The 19839-nt window shown below is 46.5% G+C and carries 15 protein-coding genes and 1 riboswitch; of the genes, 5 read left to right on the top strand and 10 right to left on the bottom strand.

Going from position 1 to position 19839, the window contains the following annotated elements; genetic code table 11:
* The first annotated feature begins 2 nt into the window (after nt 1–2).
* The 5 genes from bioF (at nt 3) to ABUE20_RS01655 (ending at nt 6710) form a co-directional block, all read left to right on the top strand.
* Nucleotides 3–1178 carry an 8-amino-7-oxononanoate synthase gene (gene bioF, locus ABUE20_RS01675; RefSeq protein ID WP_408618078.1) on the top strand — a complete coding sequence of 392 codons (1176 nt, stop codon included), beginning with the start codon at nt 3–5 and terminating at the stop codon, nt 1176–1178.
* On the top strand, nt 1175–1948 hold the full coding sequence (bioC, locus tag ABUE20_RS01670) for a malonyl-ACP O-methyltransferase BioC (RefSeq protein ID WP_408618077.1): 774 nt from the start codon (nt 1175–1177) through the stop codon (nt 1946–1948). Before bioF ends, bioC begins: the two co-directional genes overlap by 4 nt.
* Nucleotides 1945–2637, top strand: coding sequence for a dethiobiotin synthase (gene bioD / locus ABUE20_RS01665; protein WP_408618075.1), 693 nt, complete (start codon nt 1945–1947; stop codon nt 2635–2637). The genes bioC and bioD overlap by 4 nt, the downstream gene beginning before the upstream one ends.
* A gap of 200 nt (nt 2638–2837) precedes the next feature.
* Nucleotides 2838–3710: a protease HtpX gene (gene htpX, locus ABUE20_RS01660; protein ID WP_408618074.1), complete on the top strand. Its 873-nt coding sequence runs from the start codon at nt 2838–2840 to the stop codon at nt 3708–3710.
* 540 nt (nt 3711–4250) lie between these two features.
* Entirely contained in the window at nt 4251–6710 is a 2460-nt protein-coding gene (locus ABUE20_RS01655) for a bifunctional diguanylate cyclase/phosphodiesterase (RefSeq protein ID WP_408618072.1), read from the top strand.
* Between the two features lie 39 nt (nt 6711–6749).
* Here the strand turns inward: ABUE20_RS01655 and ABUE20_RS01650 are convergent, their stop codons facing one another.
* The 10 genes from ABUE20_RS01650 to ABUE20_RS01605 form a co-directional block, all read right to left on the bottom strand.
* Nucleotides 6750–7661 carry an EamA family transporter gene (locus ABUE20_RS01650; RefSeq protein ID WP_408618070.1) on the bottom strand — a complete coding sequence of 304 codons (912 nt, stop codon included), beginning with the start codon at nt 7659–7661 and terminating at the stop codon, nt 6750–6752.
* Between the two features lie 319 nt (nt 7662–7980).
* Complete coding sequence (locus tag ABUE20_RS01645; RefSeq protein WP_408618068.1) at nt 7981–8892, bottom strand: alpha/beta hydrolase fold domain-containing protein; 912 nt, start codon at nt 8890–8892, stop codon at nt 7981–7983.
* Nucleotides 8893–9069: 177 nt separating this feature from the next.
* Nucleotides 9070–10830: an allophanate hydrolase gene (gene atzF, locus ABUE20_RS01640; protein WP_408618066.1), complete on the bottom strand. Its 1761-nt coding sequence runs from the start codon at nt 10828–10830 to the stop codon at nt 9070–9072.
* Nucleotides 10827–14438, bottom strand: a complete 3612-nt coding sequence (gene uca, locus ABUE20_RS01635; protein ID WP_408618065.1) for an urea carboxylase — start codon at nt 14436–14438, stop codon at nt 10827–10829. Before uca ends, atzF begins: the two co-directional genes overlap by 4 nt.
* A 92-nt stretch (nt 14439–14530) precedes the next feature.
* A complete protein-coding gene (locus ABUE20_RS01630; protein ID WP_408618063.1) occupies nt 14531–15169 on the bottom strand; it encodes an urea amidolyase associated protein UAAP2 in 639 nt (212 codons plus the stop codon).
* A gap of 10 nt (nt 15170–15179) precedes the next feature.
* Nucleotides 15180–15908, bottom strand: coding sequence for an urea amidolyase associated protein UAAP1 (locus ABUE20_RS01625; protein ID WP_408618061.1), 729 nt, complete (start codon nt 15906–15908; stop codon nt 15180–15182).
* Nucleotides 15905–16693: an ABC transporter ATP-binding protein gene (locus ABUE20_RS01620; protein WP_408618059.1), complete on the bottom strand. Its 789-nt coding sequence runs from the start codon at nt 16691–16693 to the stop codon at nt 15905–15907. Before ABUE20_RS01620 ends, ABUE20_RS01625 begins: the two co-directional genes overlap by 4 nt.
* Nucleotides 16690–17520 carry an ABC transporter permease gene (locus tag ABUE20_RS01615; RefSeq protein ID WP_408618057.1) on the bottom strand — a complete coding sequence of 277 codons (831 nt, stop codon included), beginning with the start codon at nt 17518–17520 and terminating at the stop codon, nt 16690–16692. The genes ABUE20_RS01620 and ABUE20_RS01615 overlap by 4 nt, the downstream gene beginning before the upstream one ends.
* A 27-nt stretch (nt 17521–17547) precedes the next feature.
* On the bottom strand, nt 17548–18612 hold the full coding sequence (locus tag ABUE20_RS01610) for a putative urea ABC transporter substrate-binding protein (protein ID WP_408618056.1): 1065 nt from the start codon (nt 18610–18612) through the stop codon (nt 17548–17550).
* A 55-nt stretch (nt 18613–18667) separates the two neighbouring features.
* Nucleotides 18668–18769, bottom strand: a riboswitch (guanidine-I (ykkC/yxkD leader).
* Between the two features lie 401 nt (nt 18770–19170).
* Complete coding sequence (locus tag ABUE20_RS01605) at nt 19171–19608, bottom strand: hypothetical protein (RefSeq protein WP_408618055.1); 438 nt, start codon at nt 19606–19608, stop codon at nt 19171–19173.
* Between the last annotated feature and the right edge of the window lie 231 nt (nt 19609–19839).

The raw sequence follows: 19839 nt of genomic DNA, 5'->3' as shown, positions 1-19839 counted from the left end.
TCATGACTTTGTTTGCAAATCAATTTAACCGGCTGACGCAGCGGCGCGCCAGCTCATTATATCGTCAGTGTCAGGTGAATGATGCCCCGACGGGGCGATTATTTTTTGCCAATGGCCGCAGTTACCTAAATTTTTCCAGTAATGATTATCTGGGGCTGGCCCAGCATCCAGATGTCATTCAGGCGTATCAACAGGGCGCGGCTCGTTATGGCGTGGGCTCCGGTGGTTCACCGTTAGTAACCGGATATCAGCAAGCCCATCATCAATTGGCTGAGCAGCTAAGTGATTGGTTAGGCGTTGATCGAGTGATGCTGTTGACCAGTGGTTTCAGTGCCAATCAGTTGGTATTGAAAACATTGTTGGAGGCAGATGATTTACTGTTGCAGGATAAACTAAACCACGCTTCCTTAATTGATGCCGGTTTAACCAGTCAGGCCTCGATGCGGCGCTTTTTACATAATCAGCCAGAAGCATTGCTCAAGTATCTAAGTCGCTCTGATGCAACGAACAAACTGGTGGTGACGGAAGGCGTGTTTAGCATGGATGGTGATCAAGCACCATTGCATCAAATGGCCCAGATTTGCGAGCAGCATCAGGCTTGGCTGATGGTAGATGACGCCCACGGAATCGGTGTATTAGGCCAACAGGGACGGGGAAGTTGTGATGTGTATCAGGTCCAGCCTCAGATCCGAATGGCAACATTTGGCAAAGCTTTCGGTGTCGGTGGGGCTATGGTGGGGGGAAGTGACGATCTGATCGCGTTTTTGACGAATTTTGGCCGGGAATATATCTACTCGACGGCAATGCCCGCCGCACAAGCTTGTGCCGTGCAAGCGGCATTGTCGCTGATTCGTCAGCAACAGCAGCAGCAACAGCTTCGGGAAAATATTCAATGCTTTAAATCGTTGATGGAGCAGACGCCGTGGACCATGATGGCTTCGGATACGGCCATTCAACCTTTGTGGGTGGGGTCATCGGAAACGGCGTTGGCACTTTCACAGGCACTACGGGAAAAAGGCTTCTGGGTCAGTGCGATTCGTCCTCCAACGGTTCCTCAAGGGCAGGCTCGGTTGCGGATTACACTAACAGCGGCACATCAGCAGCAAGATATCGTGCAATTGGCCGAAAGCCTGAATGAGCTTGCTGTTGTTTTTGCTCAGAATGAGGTCATGCCATGATGGCCACTAAGCAGGCGATTGCCAGCCGTTTTGGTCAGGCTGCGGCCTCTTATGATCAATTTTCAACTTTGCAGCGTTCGACCGGGCAGCGATTGTGGTCATTGATCGGGTCTTCGGCGATGCTCTCAACGCGTTTAGATTTGGGGTGCGGCAGTGGTTATTTTTTACCGCAGCTCGCGCAAGACTGTCAGCGATTGATTGGCGTCGATTTAAGCCCGGCAATGTTGAAAATGAGTGCTCAGCGCAATACCCCCGCAATGCTGATTCAAGGGGATGCCGAGTCACTTCCATTGGCAGATAGTTGCTGCGATTTGATCTTCTCAAATCTGGCCCTGCAATGGTGTGATCATTTGGGGCAGGCTTTAGCTGAGTGTTGGCGGGTGTTAGCCCCGGGGGGAATGCTCCTTTGGAGTTCACTGGCACAAGGCACTTTAGCTGAATTGCAGCAGAGTTTTCAGGTGGTCGATGGTGAAGCTCATATTCGGACGTTTCTTTCTTTGGAGGCGATTGAGCAGCAGGCCTGGCAGCAGCATTCCTGGCAACAGGCTGATTTAAGCTGTGAACCCATGGTGCTTTATTATGCTCAATTGCGAGATTTACTACGGGAATTGAAAGGTTTTGGGGCTAATCATTTAGATCATCGCCGACCAGGATTAATGACGCCGTCACAATTACGTAGTGCCGAACGTTATTATGAGCAAAATTTTGTGACCGATTCCCTGCAATTACCGGCCACTTATCAAGTTATTTATGGAGTATTTAGAAAATGAGTCAGAGACCTTATCCTATTCTATTTGTGACCGGAACGGATACGGAGGTGGGCAAAACAGTCGTGACTTGTTCACTGCTAGAAGCATTTAAGGCCCAACAATGTCGGGCCGATGGATTTAAGCCGGTTGCCTCCGGTGCAGAATATCAAGAAGGGGAATGGAGCAACGAAGATGGCCGGGCATTATTAGCACATAGTTATCGAAAATTACCTTACAATTGGGTTAATCCCAATTTGTTTCAACCGGCAATTGCGCCGCATATTGCAGCCGCGCAAATTGGAAAACCGATCCGGACTGATATTTTGGATCAACAGCTGAGTCAGATATCTGAAGGGGCTGAGATGGTTTTGATCGAAGGTGCTGGGGGGTGGCAGGTTCCATTAAATGATACGCAGCGTTTTTCGGATTGGGTGAGTGGGCATCGCTGGCCCGTTGTGCTGGTGGTTGGTATTCGTCTGGGATGTATTAACCATGCGTTGCTCAGTATTGAATCCATCACGCACTATGGTTGTCAGGTTGTCGGATGGGTCGCCAATCATGTTGTGCCGCGTACTGAGGTGCTGGATGAGAATGTGGCGTATTTAAAGGCCAACATCGATGCGCCTTTGTTGGGGGTGATGGATCATCAGCAAGGTCCTGTGGACCCATACCAAATGTCTACATCACTGGATGTAACAAAATTGTTATAGAGTCGCGTGGCTCCTTCGTGTCCCGTGGCAGCGGCTTGGTGATGGGATTGCCGATTTAACCGATGAATAGCCTCCATATTTTCGATGATAGCTCACTTGACTGACCGTAAGATAAAGCTAATATCCAGCCATTGGTCTTGCATTTTAACATCAAGCACCAATATTAACTTTTAGTTACTTTTAACGGTAGGCGTTAACAAATGAAACGTATAGTGCTGTATATTCTCACCAACTTGGCCGTTGTGCTGGTGTTGGGCATTGTCCTGAATATTATCTTTGCGGTGACGGGAATTAATCCTCGGGGATATATGGGGTTATTAGTTCTGGCTGCTGTATTCGGCTTTGGTGGTTCGTTTATTTCCCTTTTGATGTCGAAATGGATAGCGAAGCGTTCCGTGGGTGCTGAAGTGATTAGTCAGCCTCGAAGTGAACGGGAATACTGGTTAGTGGATACCGTTCGTCGTCAGGCTCAAGCCGCTGGGATCGGCATGCCGGAAGTGGCTATCTATTATTCTCCGGAAATGAATGCATTCGCAACCGGCGCAAGCCGTAATAATGCCTTGGTGGCCGTGAGTTCAGGTTTGCTGGATGCCATGTCAAAAGATGAAGCTGAAGCTGTTTTAGCGCATGAAATCAGTCATATTGCCAATGGTGATATGGTCACCATGACTCTGATTCAGGGGGTATTGAATACCTTCGTGATCTTCTTGTCGCGGGTCGTGGCTGGAATTATTTCTAATGTGGGTAATAATAGTGATGACGAGCGTCCCGCCATAGGTGGGCTGGCTTATATGATGACGACTTTCGTGTTGGAGCTGGTCTTCGGAATGTTGGCCTCTGTGGTCGTGATGTGGTTCTCACGTCAGCGTGAATATCGAGCTGACGCCGGGAGTGCTAAATTGGTGGGCAGTAGTAAAATGATTGCTGCACTACAGCGTCTGGAACGGGGTCATGAGAGTGAGTTAGAAGGTTCGATGATGGCCTTTGGGATTAAAGGACGTTCGAATATGAGCGAATTATTGATGAGCCATCCTCCAATTCAGAAACGAATTGAAGCATTACGCCAACTTTAATTTAAATCATGGCTTTTAGTGTTCGGTTTTATTTTACTCAGACGCGCGTTGAATGTAGCGCGCGTTGATGTGAGTTAATATAGAATAGGGCATGATAAGTGATAATAATGAACTTATCATGCATCAATCGGCTAGATAAACAGTGAGTATACAATGGGTATTGTTGGCAATATGATTGAATAGTTAATATAGCCGATGATATATGACAATTCTATTTTGTATAATCTATAAGCAATTTATTGAAAAAGTATACGGCAAGAAATATCGGATACTGGATATTCGAATCAAATCCTTCAATTTGTTCTTTCCTTTTTTGTCCCGAACAGGGAAACTCTCATAATCAGCAATGAGTCGAAATGTATATTCGTTTATTTCGGGAATATCTGTTCATCAGTAGTGAATGTGTAGGTGAGATATGTTTACAGTCAATTTCCCCTGTTTACCATCATAGTTCATTTAATGACAAAAATCATAATAAAAATAATATCATCAGGTATAGGGAGATAACTGGATGAATCGTTTGCAAAGGGTATTTAGGTAATGCGTCGGTTATCATTAAGCATCTTGATCCCTTTAATTGTGTTAGTGATATGGGGCGTTGTTAATAGTGTTTTTTTTTGGCAAACCCTAGGACAAAATTATCAACAGGCGTTAGCTACAGAGCAACACAATCTGCAGCAATTTAGCCGTCAGATCGCATTTGTGATTCGTCACTCTCATAAGCAGTTATTGTCTACTGAGGGAGAAACCGATGTGGTTCACTTACTGGATGATGGCTCGGTAAGACGACTGCTGCTCATTGATTCTAAAAAGAAAATTCTGCTAGATAGCCAGATGGTTTTGCGTGGTAAAAAATTACAGCCAGATTTGTTACCTGATTTTTCTGTTGCTAGTTATACCCAGACGTTAAATTCGGGAGCATTAAGACAAGTCAACTCGGATCAGTTACAGGGCCAACGTTATCAACTGGTTCAGTGGGATGATGAAAACCATCACATCCAGAGTGGTGTACTTTATTTAAATTATAATTTTTCTGCCCGCTGGCAACAGCATAAACTTGATTTGCTAAAGCATTTTTTGATGCAGTTTGGTGTTGCCGTGTTAGTTGTTTTTATTTTGGCCTGGCTATTGCGGCGTTGGTTGGTCAATCCGGTTTTGGCAATGACGTGTAGTGCTGATGCCTTAAAACAGCAGCAACATCCCCTAGGACATATGGTGAAGGCCCATGGTGAGCTCGGGCGACTCTATGAATCAATCTTCGGTATAGGCCAAATGGTGACCAGCTCACTGGCTAAAGCGAAGCAGGATGAACAGTATTGGCAATATGCATTAACGGGGTCAGGTAATGGCGTCTGGGAATGGCACATTAGCGCTCATAAAATGATTTACAGTCCGCAATGGTGCCAGTTGTTGGGGCTGGAACCCGATAAAGTTGAGGCTGAATTTTATGAATGGGAATCGCGGATCCATGAAGACGACCATGACTCATTCCGGCAATCTTTGGATCAATATTTAAGTGGGCAAATCAGGGAATTTAAACATATCCATCGTCTTTTAAATAAAAAGGGTGAATATATCTGGGTTCTGGCTCGAGGACAGATTGTTGAATACGAAGGCAATACCCCGTTACGGATGTTGGGAACGCTATCGAATATCAATGAGTATCAGCAAACTCGTCAGCAATTGGAATTTCATTACTCTTATGATGATGTGACCGGATTGGTCAATCGGCGTCGGTTGTTAATTGAGCTGGAAAAACGGTTACAACAGCGCCATTCGGATCATCACTATGGCGCGTTGTTGTATTTAGACGTGGATCACTTCAAAAATGTCAACGATCTATTTGATCATCATATCGGCGATGCCTTATTGCGTTTGATAGCAAAGCGGCTTCGCAAAGTGACTCATCATAAAGGGATCGTCGCACGGGTGAGTGGCGATGAATTTGCCATATTACTCGCCGACTTAGGTGAACAGAAACAAACTGCAATTCGAGAGGCGTTACTGTTCGCTAATAAGGTTCGAGCGAGTATGGTCAATGGTTTTCAGATCCGATCGAATGAAGTGAACTTGTCAATGACTGTTGGGATTGCTTTATTCCCAAGTCGGCAGGGGAGTGCCTATGAAATTTTCCGACAGGCTGATATAGCTTTGTATCACGGTAAAGAAAGCGGCCGTTCGGGGAGTCATTTCTTTATTGAGGAGATGGCCACGCGAGTGCATCAACGTCATGAATTGCAATTGTTAATGCGTCAAGCGATGCATAGCCATGATATGGTTTTGTATTATCAGCCTCGGTATAACGATGATTATCAGATGGTGGGGGCTGAAACCTTGCTGCGTTGGTTTGATAGCGAACGAGGTTGGATTTCTCCGGGGCAGTTTATTCCACTGGCGGAAGAATCCGGGTTTATTGTCTCTCTTGGCGCCTGGATTATGCGGGGGGCTTGTCGGGCCCTGAAACAATGGCAGGATCGCGGGTTACCTAAAACCTTTACCACTCTCTCAGTCAACGTGAGTCCGAAGCAGTTTCACCGGAGTCGTTTTGTCCAAGAAACATTGGCAATCATCCATGAAGAAGGCTGTGATCCCAATTTGCTGGAACTGGAAATCACTGAAGGGGTTTTGGTGACCAATATTCAGGAGACCATTCATAAAATTCAACAGTTGCGGGATATCGGGGTCCGTTTTTCGGTTGATGATTTCGGAACAGGGTACTCCTCTTTAGCGTATTTAAATCAATTACCGATTAACTGCCTTAAAATTGATAAATCGTTTGTGGATGAAGTTAAAGCGGATGGTGAACATCAAGGGACGATTATTTCTACAATTATTGCCATGTCGGAGAATCTTGGTCTAGATGTGATTGCTGAAGGGGTCGAAACTGATTATCAGTTGCAGTTTTTAAAATATCGGGGATGTCATATCTATCAAGGTTTCTTGTTTAGCCAGGCTTTGGAGCCGGATATTTTTGAAGGGCTTTTGTTTAAAGATCGATAATGCCATGCAGACTTAGTCGTCTGCATGGTTAGACTATTATTATTCAGGTTTAGCCAGTCGTAGTTGCAATAACGTGATGATGCGATTGCCAAAAAGATTGATGATCAGGGCCAATCCAATGACTAATGCTCCCGTGATTTGCATGGCATTTAAATTTTCCCCTAACAACAAATTCGCACTGATAAGGCCGATGACCGGGATCAACAACGATAGAGGGGCAATACGCCAAGTTTCATAACGTCCCAGCAAATAACCCCAACTACCGTACCCCATGATGGATGCAATACCAGATAAATACACCAGAGCCAGAACGTTATGCCATTGAATATTCAGAATACTGTTCGCCATGGCGTGAGGACCTTCGAAAAGTAAAGAACTCAGCATGAATCCGAACATCGGGACAAATGAGCCCCAGACGACCAGTGACATCATATTGACCGAATAGCGCTGCACAATGACTTTATTGGTGATATTCCCAAGCCCCCAAGATAAGGCCGCGCCCATAATTAAAAGCAGTGTCAGTAATGTGACATGGCCTCCATCACCGGAGTGAGGCAAGGCTAATAAGAGAATCCCGCCAATGGCGAGCAACATGGCCAGTAGATGATAGAACTTGAGTTGTTCTTTAAATAAAAAGGTTCCGATCAATAAGGTGAAGAAAGCTTGCGCCTGTAATAGGAGCGATGCAATCCCGGCAGGCAGCCCCAGTTTCAGAGCAATAAACAACAGCGAAAACTGACCAAAATTGATGGTTAAGCCATAGAGAGCAACCCATTTAAACGGAACTTTGGGCAGTTTAATGAAGAATACGGCCGGGATGGCAGTAAATAAAAAGCGCAGTCCGGCCAGTAATAGTGGCGGCATTCCTTCCAGTCCAACTTTGATCACCACAAAGTTGATCCCCCAGGCGACGACAACCGCAAGCGCCAACAGCATATCTTTAACTGACATTGAATAGTTCCCACATGAATGTTTTTAGCGTTTAGTACAGGAAATTAACTCTGTTTCACAGCCGAGATTTTCAGGATTGATAGGCGATGAAATTTTAGGCGATAGTCTGTCATAATACGCTGGACCATCTAAAAATTAGGTATCCAATCTACCTTTTTATGGAGCTTTTGGCTAGGATCTACTGACTTTTCGTGACTATTTTACAGCCATCTGGCTTCTTGATTTAGGGAAGATAGATGTTGAGCTGTGTAGTCATTCTCCACAAACGATGCTTAAAGGTGCATTCATAGCGCGGATGGCCCTTCAGGTTCATTTGTCATCAAAGTTGTAGATGATGTTCTAACCACTGACCAACTCGGTTAAATATTGCTGGTTGAAACCAAACCAGATCACCGTGCCCTGCATTTTTCAAAAGCTCGTAGTCAACTGGTTGTTGACGAGCCTTTAGTGCTTCATAAAGTTGTTGACTCTGTTCGGGGCTAACCAGTGTATCGGCGCTGCCGTGTAGAATTAGCATCGGTGGTTTAGGCCCTTCTAAGTAGCCCATTGGGCTAGCGGCCAGCGCTTGTTCGGGAGCATCAAAAATGCTGGCACCCGCAAACTGATAAAATGCCGGGCCGTGTAATAGTAAGGCTTCGGTTGCGGCCGGAGAATGATGAACGTCATCGACTTCAGGACCGAATCCTTCACCGATATTTAATAGATTGGATATACCATAAATCGTGACACAGGCTTGGACTTTGGATGACTGATGGAGCCATTGTCCCTGCTCAAATTCGGGACTATCGGCTAAGGCGACCATCTGTGACAGATAGCCGCCGGCTGAGTCGCCCAATACGGCAATTCGATTCGGGTCAATGCCAAAATCCGTCGCGTGCTCACGTAAAAAACGGATCGCGGTTTTACCATCAATCACGGGAGCCGGGAAGCAATCTGGAATCACCCGATATTCAGCGGCAGCCACCACAAAACCGGATTCGGCCAGAGCCATGCGCATTTGAATAAATTTTTCGTGAACGGCATTGGTAAATCCTCCACCTGGGAAATAAACGACAGCAGGTTTGAGCGTCTCTGTTCTGGGGATCAGCAAGGACATCTGTAATTGCCGCATGGCACGTGGCGTTTTAATTTGTGAATAAGTGACCGGGTTAATGGAATCAATCGCGGGGCGGTGGGTTTCGACTTCAAAAATTGAAGCGCCTTGAGTAAAACCGGGCAATGAAGTAGGCATGATGCGTGTATTTTTCAGATAAATGATAGACTTATTTTATCATGTCTTGAGAGATCGTGATTTTTAGAATACTGAAATTAATGGGAATAGTGGGCTGAATAAAAAACGCATTTCAATCCAGAAATCTGAAATGCGTTTCAGTTGATGCTAACCGCCGATGAGGCTCATCGGCCTTCTTTAGAGCGAAGCCATATAGGCTCGCCAGCTTTTAAGATGGGTAATTTCGGTGGCTCCCTTGAGGGCTGCCGGTTCGCAGATAAAACCATTGACCAGACGGCCATCGTTCAGTTCGACCTGACCCAAGCCCAGAGGAGCTTTAATTCCAGCTAGAAAATCGGCCAGATGCTCAGCGGGTAAACGCCAAATTTCGATCTCAATCGACTCCCCTTGGGTTGAGCGAACCAAAGCGGGCCGTTGCGGCTGTTCACTGGCCAGTGCGTACAATTGGTAGTGTGAGGCGGTCGTGGTTTGTTCAATGAGCACGGCCCCTTTTTCGGTTAACTGATGATTGAGAGGCATGCCACTTAAGTGTGCTCCGCATACTGCCAAATCGATACTAGTGGCCTGAGCGGGGAGTGCTCCTAAAGGTAAACCCAGCTGCTTTTGCCAGCGTGAAGCCAACGTCAGCAAAGCATCTTCACAGAACGTTTGACCAAATAACGTGATGCCAAATGGCAATCCCTGTTTAGGGCCGTTTTGACGAAATCCACTCGGTAGGGCTATGGCTGCATAATCGAGCAGATTCATAAAATTGGTGTAAGTTCCCAGATGGCTGTTTAGGGTAATGGGATCCTGTTCAAGCTGTTCAATCGTATAGATGGTGCTGGCCGTTGGTGTGACGATAAAATCAACCTGCGCTAAGCTGGCATCGGCGATGCGCTTGAGTGACTTAAGTTGGTAAAGTGCTTTGTAAGCATCGACGGCGCTATAGCCTTTAGAGTTACCAATAATGGTTTGAATCACCGGCAGGCAACTTTGCTGATGCTCGGTAAAGAACGCTTCGGTCGCGGCCAGACGTTCGGCAACCCACGGGCCTTCATACAGCAATTTGGCAGCATCTAAGAAGGGTTTGAGGTCAACGTTGACCGCTTGGCCTCCCATCGCTTTTAATTGCTCGATGGAATCATAGAACAAGTCTTGGGCGGCATCATCACTAAAAAATTCAAGTGATGCACTATCCGGCACACCAAATGTAAAGGTTTGCAGATGAGTGGCTAATTGTTCAGGTTGTTCACGGGCAAATGGATCGCTGCTGTCAAACTGAGCGGCTACCGGCCAAATCAGCGCTAGATCAGCGGCTGTTTTCGCAAAAATGGTCACGCAGTCGAGGCTTTTGCAAGCCGGGACGACACCGCTACAACTGATGCAACCGACACTGCCTTTGAGTCCCAGAATATTGTTAAATGAGGCCGGAACACGACCGGAGCCCGCTGTGTCGGTTCCCAAAGAGAACACGACTTGCCCCGTTGCTACAGAAACCGCCGAACCGGCACTGGATCCTCCGGAAATGTACTCGGGATTAAAGCTATTTTGGCAAGCACCATAAGGGCTTCGAGTTCCAACTAAGCCGGTTGCGAATTGATCTAGATTGGTTTTGCCCAGTGGAATCGCACCTGCTTCAATTAGTTTTTCGACCACGAATGCGTTTTGCTCGGGCGTATAGCTAAAATCCGGGCAAGCGGCTGTGGTGTTAAGCCCAACTAAATCGATATTATCTTTAATCGCAAAGGGGATCCCAAATAAAGGTTTATCTAGTGGACTATGTCCTTCCAGTGCCTCAATATAGTTTTGCAGTTGTGCTTCAGTGACCGTGCTAATCCAGACCTGATGCGTATCGGCTTTAGCCGCTGCCAGACAGTCGCTCAGCAATTGCTGAGGTGTGATTGAGCCAGATGCATATGCGTGGTGGATTGCGTCAATCGTCATCGGATAGATCATGCGTTTTCCTCCAGAATTAATAACGTTTGTCCGGCGTGGATGGCATGACCTTCGGTATGCATAATGTCCACAATTTTGCCTGCGACAGGAGCCGTGATTTCAATTTCCATTTTCATCGATTCAACAATGATCAGCGGTTGGTCGGCTTGCACCGTATCGCCGGGTTTGACCAATACTTTCCAGACACTTCCGGAGACCAGGCTTTCAACGGCTTGTTGGTTGTCGGTCAGTTCCAGTGGCGCATCTTCTTCGACGGTCATTAAATCGGCTTCACTGTTGAAGTTGGCCTGACCGGTTTCAATCCAGCGTTGCCGCTCGGCTTCAAAGGCTTGCTGTTGACGCGTTTTGGCAGCCACGATCTCATCGTGATTTTGCTCAAGGATCTGGTTGTATTCGGCGAGCGAGAATTCCGTATGCTGAATATCGAGTGGATAGTTGCCTTTCGGAAATTCGCGGCGAATTCGTTTGAGTTCTTCGGCACTGACTTCATAAAACTCGATCTGGTCAAAAAAGCGCAGTAGCCACGGTTTTTCAAACTCTTGAGTGACGCGATAGCGATTCCACATCTGCAGCGTGCGACCCACAAACTGATATCCGCCCGGGCCTTCCATGCCGTAAACACACAGATAAGCCCCACCGATACCCACGGCATTTTCCGGAGTCCAGGTTCGAGCCGGATTGTATTTGGTCGTCACTAAGCGATGGCGCGGATCTAAAGGCGTCGCAACCGGTGCGCCCAGATAAACATCACCTAAGCCCATCACCAAATAGCGAGCGTTAAACAAGATCTGTTTCACTTCATCCACGGAATCAAGACCATTAATTCGGCGAATAAACTCGATATTCGAGGGAGCCCAAGGTGCATTTTTGCGCACGATCTGATCATATTTCTGGATTGCTAAGCGGGTCGCTTCATCGTCCCATGAAAGCGGCAGCCGTACGATACGGGCTGGAACTTTCATTTCATCGATATTCGTCAGTTCGCTTTCAGCCTGTTCCAGAAGGGTGAGCAGCTCCTCAACCGGCAGGGTTAAATTATCATAGTGGATCTGCAGTGAGCGGATCCCCGGGGTGAGTTCATGGATCCCATCGATGTGAGCATTTTCCAGCCACAGCATCAGTGCATGAGCACGAAAACGCAGCCGGATATCCAGTACTTGCGGACCATATTCAACCAACAAGTAATCATCGCCACTTGGACGATAGACAACGCGTTCACCATAACGGCTGGCGTCAATGGTTTTCAACACCGGCGTTTCGATAGGTGCAGGCGTATACGCAACCGGTTGGGCGGTAAAGCTGGAGAGTTCTTTCAGCTGTGCGCGTTCAATCTGCTGCGCATCGGCCATTGAAACCGCAATAAAACGGACTTTATCCCCGGCTTTGAGTTGCCCCATCATCCACAAATCAGCTTTAATAATTGTCGCCGGACAGACAAAACCGCCTAGGCTTGGGCCATCCGGACCTAAAATCACCGGCATATCACCGGTAAAATCGATGGTTCCGACAGCATAAGCGTTATCGTGTAGGTTGGATGGGTGTAAGCCGGCTTCACCGCCATCTTCACGAGCCCATTGTGGTTTAGGACCAATCAGCCGAACGCCGGTTCGACTGGAGTTATAGTGCACTTCATAGGCACTGGTAAAGAGGGTTTGTATATCGTCTTCGGTGAAAAAGTCCGGTGCTCCATGTGGCCCGTAAATGACTCGAATTTGCCATTCATGCGTCAGTTGAGGGCGAACGGCTGCGGGGATTTGGGCGTCCAGCGGGGTTGTTTGGACGTCAAAAAGATGTAGTACATCCCCAGCCTGCAGTGTGCGTCCCACATGTCCGCCAAACTGGCCCAGCGTAAAGGTTGCACGGCTTCCCAAATACAGTGGGCAATTAAAGCCACCTTCAATGAGCAGGTAACTGCGGCTACCGGTATCTTTGATCTTACCTAATTTTAAAACACTGCCTGCGGCCACCGTGATGACTTGCCACATCGCAAGTGTTTGGCCATCCAGTGAAGCATCGATATCCGCACCGGTTAGGACAATTTTTCGTTCACTGTTAAAACTGAGTGTCGGGCCGTTTAAGGTCATTTCCAAACCACTGCAATCAGATGGATTACCCAGTAGTTGATTCCCAAGTTGGAAAGAACGTGAGTCCATAGGCCCTGATGGCGGTACCCCAATGTGCCAATAACCGATACGTCCCGGATAATCCTGGATCGTGGTTTGTGTGCCGCCACGGATCACATCAATGGTTTCACTCGGGGCGTGGAATTGGCCTAAGCTTTGAGTGAGTATATGGCCTTGTTGCATCACGTCGCTTTGTAAGAGCGCCAGTAGATAATCACGGTTGGTTTCAATGCCGTAAACTTCAGTTTCACCCAGCATCTGTGACAATTTATGAAGTGCTTGTTCACGATTCTCCTGCCAGGCAATAAGCTTCGCCAGCATTGGGTCAAACAGTGCTGGTACAGTGATCCCGGTTTCGAGCCAATGATCGATACGCTGTTCAGGGAGGGAGACTTCAGGGAAAGCAACATGACTAACCAATCCGGCACTAGGGCGGAACTGTTTACTGGGATCTTCAGCGTATAAGCGAGCTTGTATGGCATGGCCATGTGGGACCAAATCAGCGGCTAATTGTGACAATGGTGCGATATCGCCTGAACCGAGTTCGATCATCCAGCGAACTAAGTCGATCCCATAAACTTGTTCGGTGACGCCGTGCTCAACTTGCAACCGGGTGTTCATTTCCAGAAAATAAAATTGCTGAGTATCGGCATCGAATACATATTCAACGGTTCCCGCACTGCGATAATGGCAGGTCTGACCAAGCCGAACGGCGGTTTGATGCAACTGGGCGCGAGTGGCATCACTTAAATGGGGGGCCGGGCACTCTTCGACGACTTTTTGGTTCCGCCGCTGTGCGGAACAATCACGCTCACCAATGGCGATCACTTCACCTTGGCCATCACCAAAAATTTGAACTTCAATATGGCGGGCACGCTCAATGAATTTTTCTAAGAAAACCCCACTGTTACTGAAGTTATTTTCACTTAAACGTTTAACGGTTTCGAATGCATTTTGAAGGCTTGCTACATCATTACAGCGTTGCATGCCGATACCACCCCCTCCGGCGGTACTTTTGAGCATGACCGGGTAACCGATGTGTTCGGCTTGTTGAATGGCCTCTTCTACGGTTTCTAATAATTCGGTGCCGGGGAGTAACGGAACATGGGCTTGCTGGGCGAGGGCACGGGCTTTATGTTTTAAGCCAAAGTCGACCATCTGGGTGGCCGTTGGGCCTAAAAAGACCAGATTTTCCTGTTCGCAGCGCTTGGCAAAATCGGGATTTTCACTTAAAAATCCGTAGCCGGGATGAATCGCCTCGGCTCCGGAGCGTTTGGCAATTTCAATAATGAGGTCTTGGTTAAGATAAGTCTGTGCGGCGCTGCCATCGCCGAGTGAATAGGATTCATCCGCACCGTGAACATGACGGCTATCGGCATCGGCATTATGGTAAATTGTTACCGCCGTGATTCCCATCGCTTTGAGTGTCCGGATAATCCGGCAGGCAATCGCCCCTCGGTTGGCAATTAACACTTTGGAAAACATAGTCAACTCGCTCTTGCTTCTCGCAAATCACGCGGGTCGTCCCGCAAATATAAATGAGCGTTCGCCAAGGTCGTCCTTGCGCTCTTTACGATTTAGTTCCAGATCAGAGTTTCGACTGGAGTTGGATTATAGGCATTACAGGGGTTATTGAGCTGTGGACAGTTCGAAATCAGCACCAACACATCCATTTGGGCTGTTAATTCGACATATTTGCCCGGTGCACTAATCCCATCGGCAAAGGTCAGACCGCCTTCAGTGGTAATCGGTACATTCATAAAAAAGTTAATATTATGAGTGATGTCTCGTTTGCTTAAGCCATACTCAGGATTTTCAGTCACGGCGAGTAACCAACTGTCGCGACAGGCATGCATATTTTTCTTTTCTAGCGCATAGCGGATTTGGTTACTTTCGGTGGCGCAGGCACCGCCTAAAGTGTCATGTCGGCCGCAGGTATCAGCAGTAATCGTTAGCATTGGGCGACAGTGATTACTCATCAATACGGTATCGGTGCTCAGATAGACATTGCCTTGTTCACGGATGGTGTCAACAGCGCTATAACGCTCTGCTGGATCTTCAGCACTGAAAAACAGGGTATCTGCGGCCTGATTACCTTCTAGGTCGACAATTCGAAAAGTTTGTCCCGCTTTAACGGTGTGTAGCCAGTAAGTACCCGCATCAACTGTTTCACGGTAGATAGCATCTTCAGCTTTGAGTGGACTTTGTTTGATCATCACATTCTCCTTATTTAGCAATACCTAAACCCAGACAGTAACGACGGGTGTTTTCAAAACCACGGCCGTTTTCAGGTCGAGAGTTCAGACATAAATCATCATCCTGAACTGGATCCGCACGGAGGACTTCAAAGTGAACGCCTTTGTGCGGGTATTGTTCAGCCGGATTGAGTGGATGAGGACAACTATTCATGACTACAACGGTGTCCATTTCAAAGCGCAGGGTAATGGAGTCGCCCGCTTTGGAGTGCTCTGGGGCATAAACGAGTGCGCCGTCTTCATCGGTAGCGACTTTACTAAATAAATTCAGATTAGCCGCCAGATCGCGATCACCTAAACCATATTTCGCAATTTCAACTAAAAAGCTGTCGTAGCCGTTTTGTTTCCAGTTATTGCGATCATGCTGATAATCGCGTTCACCCCAGCGTTGATTGACCATTGCTTTGTTGGTGGTTCCGGCAACGGTATCGATCCAACCAGTGGTATCTTCGACGATAGAGCAGAAAATATGACCCATATCCGAATAGAGACAGTGGCCCGCAGTGAGTTTAAAGGTGTGCTGGCACTTTAGCGTATCGGGTGCATTATAGCGTTCCAGAAGATTGTGAGGGTTGTAAAATAACATGCCGACATTAGCCCCTCCTTCGATGTCGGTTAGCCTCAATGCGGTTCCTGCTGCGAGTTGTAGCGACCAGTGGCTGTTTCCGGGCAAATCATCTTCATAGAGTAATTCACTCATGCTTGTTCTCCTCTCTTAATTGAATGTTGAATATCTTTTAAATCTTGCGCTCCCAGTTGCTGGTGGTTGAGCGCAATGTCATAGGTAATTTGAGCCCCAAAACGCTCAGGGGCGTGTGGATCGTGGCGAATTTTATCGAATACCCACAATCGACTACCTAACTTAAACCCTTCTTTTAAATCGTGGGTGACCATGAAAATAGTCAGCCCTTGTTGTTGCCAAAGCTCATGGATGAGAGTGTGCATATCCGCTCGAATCCCTGGATCCAGTGCGCCGAAGGGTTCATCGAGTAGCATGACCCGTGGTTGTTTCATCAGGGCTTGGGCGATGGCTAGCCGTTGCTGCATCCCCCCTGAAAGTTCATGAGGATAGCGATGCAGGGCATGGCTGAGTCCCACGCGTTCCAGCATGGCTTCAGCGCGTTCTTTGACTTCTTGCTTGGTCTTGCCGAATAATTTTCCAAGTAGTTTGGAGTGACTGAATTCATCGGCGAGCATGACATTACCTAATGCCGTTAGATGTGGAAATACCGAGTATTTCTGAAACACAATCCCTCGCTGTTCATCCGGTTGATTAGGAATGGGTTCTCCATCCATTAATAATTCACCGCGGCTGGCTTGTTCAGTCCCTAAAATTAATTTTAAAAAGGTACTTTTGCCACATCCGGAAGCTCCGACGACGGTGATAAATTCACCGGGATCAATCGCAACATTAATGCGTTCTAGAACGCAGGTATCGCCATACTCTTTCCAAATGTTTTTGGCTTGCAGAATCGGCTGGCTCATGCGTTTTCTCCTCCATTTGGACCGTAATACCAGGGAAATGCTTTATGGGAGAGGGTCTTGAGTAACCAGTCCATTGCGAATGCTAACAGCGTAATCCAGACCACATAAGGCAGAATCACCGCCATATCCAGATAACGTCGAACCAGAAATATTCGATAACCCAAGCCACTGGTAGCGGCGATGGCTTCGGCCGCAATTAAAAACAACCAAGCACTCCCGAGTGTTAACCGGACGGCTTCTATTAGACGAGGTAACACTTGTGGCAGCATGACTCGAATCAGAATATGCCAGCTGGATGCTCCAAGCGTCTGGGCTTTAATGAGCTGCTCGGCCGGCAAACTGGACGTTTTTAATTGCAGGTCTCGCACTAATATAGGCGAGACTCCGATGACAATGAGCATGACTTTGGCAAAATCACCGAGGCCGAAGGCAATAAACAAAATCGGTAAAATTGCCATCGGAGGAATCAGTGATAAAGCGGTAAACAAAGGAGACAAAGGAGCTTTGATTAATGGAATAGCGCCATTGAGCAGACCGATCACCAATCCGATCAAAGCACTAAACCCCACACCCATCACTAACAGCCGTAAACTGGACCAGGTATCTGACCACAGTAGGTAATCCCCGGTACGGCGACTGGGTACCATCGCTACACGATAAATTGCGTTGGCAATGCTATGTAGCGAAGGGAGTAGTTTATCCTGTGCATTGACTGCCAGCCTGGCCTCCGAGTTAATGATGTACAGTGCCAAAATAATGATAAACGGCAGTAATCCTAATAGTACTCGACTAACGTGATCAGGCTTGCGGTTGATGAGTCGGCTCATCGAAAGCTCCTTTGACTTATCTAAAGGTTATAATTTGCCGTCTGCAGCAAGTTGCATAAAGGTTGGGTTAAAACGCATTTTGATATTATGACTATCCCCAAAGACGCCAGTGGGTGTTTCGATACCGATAAACTGAGCACTGGGTGCGCTATCCCCTAATAAACCATGATCAAAAGAGAAACGGGCAATACGCGACATTGTATCTTTGAGTTTGGCGTTGTTGGTCAGAGCGACAGCTTTTTCTGGTGAATAGAACATATAAGTGGTTTTAAGTTGGCCCTCATAGTTCGCTAAATCAGTCCCTGATGCTTTTGCCATCATGGAACGAGCTTCACGGCCTTTGTCATCATTTTTGGACATGACCTGCATGGTTTCATACCAAGCACCGGTTAACGCTTTGGCTAGTTCAGGATGTTGTTTGACGGTATCGGTTTTAACGACCATCAGGTCCAGAATTTCACCAGGGATCATATGCGAACTAAATACTTCGTGAGCATTGGGCTGATCTTTAATGACAGATAGCATTGGGTTCCAGGTGACGGTTGCGGTCACGTCATCACTGGCAAATGAAGAAACGATATCTGAGTCAGATGTATTAACGAGAGTGACATCTTTTTCGCTCATTCCCTGGAATTGCAGGGCACGGGCTAGCAAATATTCAGAAACACTCAGAGAAACCAAGTTAACACGCTGGCCCTTAATCGCTTTGAGTGACGATTTGTTTTTAAGCACAATGCCGTCATTCCCATCTGAATAATCACCGACAATAATAGCGCTGGAATCGACACCGCTAGCCGCAGGAATGGTTAACGCGTCCATGTTGGTCATGACACAACCTGCAAATTTACCGGCGGTATATTGGTTGATGGACTCGACGTAGTCATTAACCTGAACCAGATTAATATTGATGTGGTATTTATCAGCCCATTTTTTCAGGATGCCACTTTGTTGGGCATAATCCCAAGGCATCCATCCCGCATAGATAGACCAAGCAATGTTAAAAGTCGGGTTAGCAAAAGAACACAAAGAAACGAGCAGTAATAACGGCGCAAGAAGCCATCGAAGCTTAATAAGAACAGTTGAGTATTGCATCTTTCCCTCCTTGGGAACGGTTCAAATAACGGGAGATCAGGGCTGTGCGCCGTTGGTCTCCCGGGCTTTTATCCCGCCGTGTAACCTCAAGAAGGTCGATAACTCTCGGACCAGTCATTACTTAACATAAGTAATCGGAACCCTAGTCATCTATTAGCAAATTGTCTCAGCACAGAGAAATCAGCGTACTTACACGCCCTGATGCCCCAATGTTGCAACCAATTAAAGCATATAGTATGCCTCGTTTTATATCTCTATGTAAAACAAATAGTTATAGAAAAATAAAGGGGGTAATGAAACCCGTGACGCACAAAATGGACGCACCAAAAAAATGCAAATGGAAAAAAGTTGAGCACAATGGGTGCAATTTTACGACATGAGTGAAGAAACTAGATTAATGTGAATTTATTATTGATTTATAAAACAATAAGATACGTGTACTGGTTGATGCTGCTAGTCATTCCCGTATATTTGAGTAAACGGGGGAATTTGTTCTTCCCCTAATTCTTAGATATGAGCGATATTGTTTTTTTGCGTCAATGATATTCAATATTGCTCTTATTGATCGGTAACAAGAAATCCGATATCTGTTGCGGAAAGAACTGGAACGGTTGATTTTCTGACAGCTCTTATTTCGTTAACACTGCCTTTTGCTATTAATTTTAAATTATAAAAAATTCCGGCTTCTTTTTTAGCTTTTGCGAGTCGGTCTATATTAGTAAAATTTGTATTTTTGCTATAGGAAATACCCACAAAACGAATCAGTTTCCCTTTACCGTTTCTGGCTGCAGTAATAATAAAATTTTTGTCGTTTTGAATTGCTAAAACATCTCCAATGTAAAGCATCCCTTTTTCATTGAGTGGTTTATTAGTTTTTACAATTCGGATGGAGTCAGCTTTTAATTTTACCTCAAATGCAGATGGATTTTTATCCTGTTCGGCATAAGCGGTTAAAGAGAATAAAGTGATACAGATTAATAGAGTGCCCCTGAACATTCGCATTCATCCTTAATGGGTGGGTTGTGTATAATTAGTGGTCAGGCTATAAACCAAGCAATTGCTTAGCCTTTGTTATTTGATGTACCCTCTAATCATGAAGATATATTCCATTATATTGAGCTGTGCACTATATTCCATCCTCAACGCTTAGAATAGATAGTTGTGCTACAGGCTCTTGTATTAGAGTATCTAAACGTGAGCCTTTAAGGTATATGACGTTGTCCACTT

This window comes from Celerinatantimonas marina (assembly GCF_046054165.1).
GTDB lineage: Bacteria > Pseudomonadota > Gammaproteobacteria > Enterobacterales > Celerinatantimonadaceae > Celerinatantimonas.
Note: the sequence above shows the minus strand (reverse complement) of the source record. Positions and strands in the feature narration are given on the sequence as shown.

Coding starts and splice junctions, on each gene's coding strand:
- atzF (WP_408618066.1), bottom strand. CDS start 10,830: ATGATCTATCCGATGACGATTGACGCAATCCACCACGCATATGCATCT.
- ABUE20_RS01610 (WP_408618056.1), bottom strand. CDS start 18,612: ATGCAATACTCAACTGTTCTTATTAAGCTTCGATGGCTTCTTGCGCCG.
- ABUE20_RS01655 (WP_408618072.1), top strand. CDS start 4,251: ATGCGTCGGTTATCATTAAGCATCTTGATCCCTTTAATTGTGTTAGTG.
- ABUE20_RS01630 (WP_408618063.1), bottom strand. CDS start 15,169: ATGATCAAACAAAGTCCACTCAAAGCTGAAGATGCTATCTACCGTGAA.
- ABUE20_RS01625 (WP_408618061.1), bottom strand. CDS start 15,908: ATGAGTGAATTACTCTATGAAGATGATTTGCCCGGAAACAGCCACTGG.
- bioD (WP_408618075.1), top strand. CDS start 1,945: ATGAGTCAGAGACCTTATCCTATTCTATTTGTGACCGGAACGGATACG.
- ABUE20_RS01620 (WP_408618059.1), bottom strand. CDS start 16,693: ATGAGCCAGCCGATTCTGCAAGCCAAAAACATTTGGAAAGAGTATGGC.
- uca (WP_408618065.1), bottom strand. CDS start 14,438: ATGTTTTCCAAAGTGTTAATTGCCAACCGAGGGGCGATTGCCTGCCGG.
- ABUE20_RS01650 (WP_408618070.1), bottom strand. CDS start 7,661: ATGTCAGTTAAAGATATGCTGTTGGCGCTTGCGGTTGTCGTCGCCTGG.
- ABUE20_RS01605 (WP_408618055.1), bottom strand. CDS start 19,608: ATGTTCAGGGGCACTCTATTAATCTGTATCACTTTATTCTCTTTAACC.
- htpX (WP_408618074.1), top strand. CDS start 2,838: ATGAAACGTATAGTGCTGTATATTCTCACCAACTTGGCCGTTGTGCTG.
- ABUE20_RS01645 (WP_408618068.1), bottom strand. CDS start 8,892: ATGCCTACTTCATTGCCCGGTTTTACTCAAGGCGCTTCAATTTTTGAA.
- bioF (WP_408618078.1), top strand. CDS start 3: ATGACTTTGTTTGCAAATCAATTTAACCGGCTGACGCAGCGGCGCGCC.
- bioC (WP_408618077.1), top strand. CDS start 1,175: ATGATGGCCACTAAGCAGGCGATTGCCAGCCGTTTTGGTCAGGCTGCG.
- ABUE20_RS01615 (WP_408618057.1), bottom strand. CDS start 17,520: ATGAGCCGACTCATCAACCGCAAGCCTGATCACGTTAGTCGAGTACTA.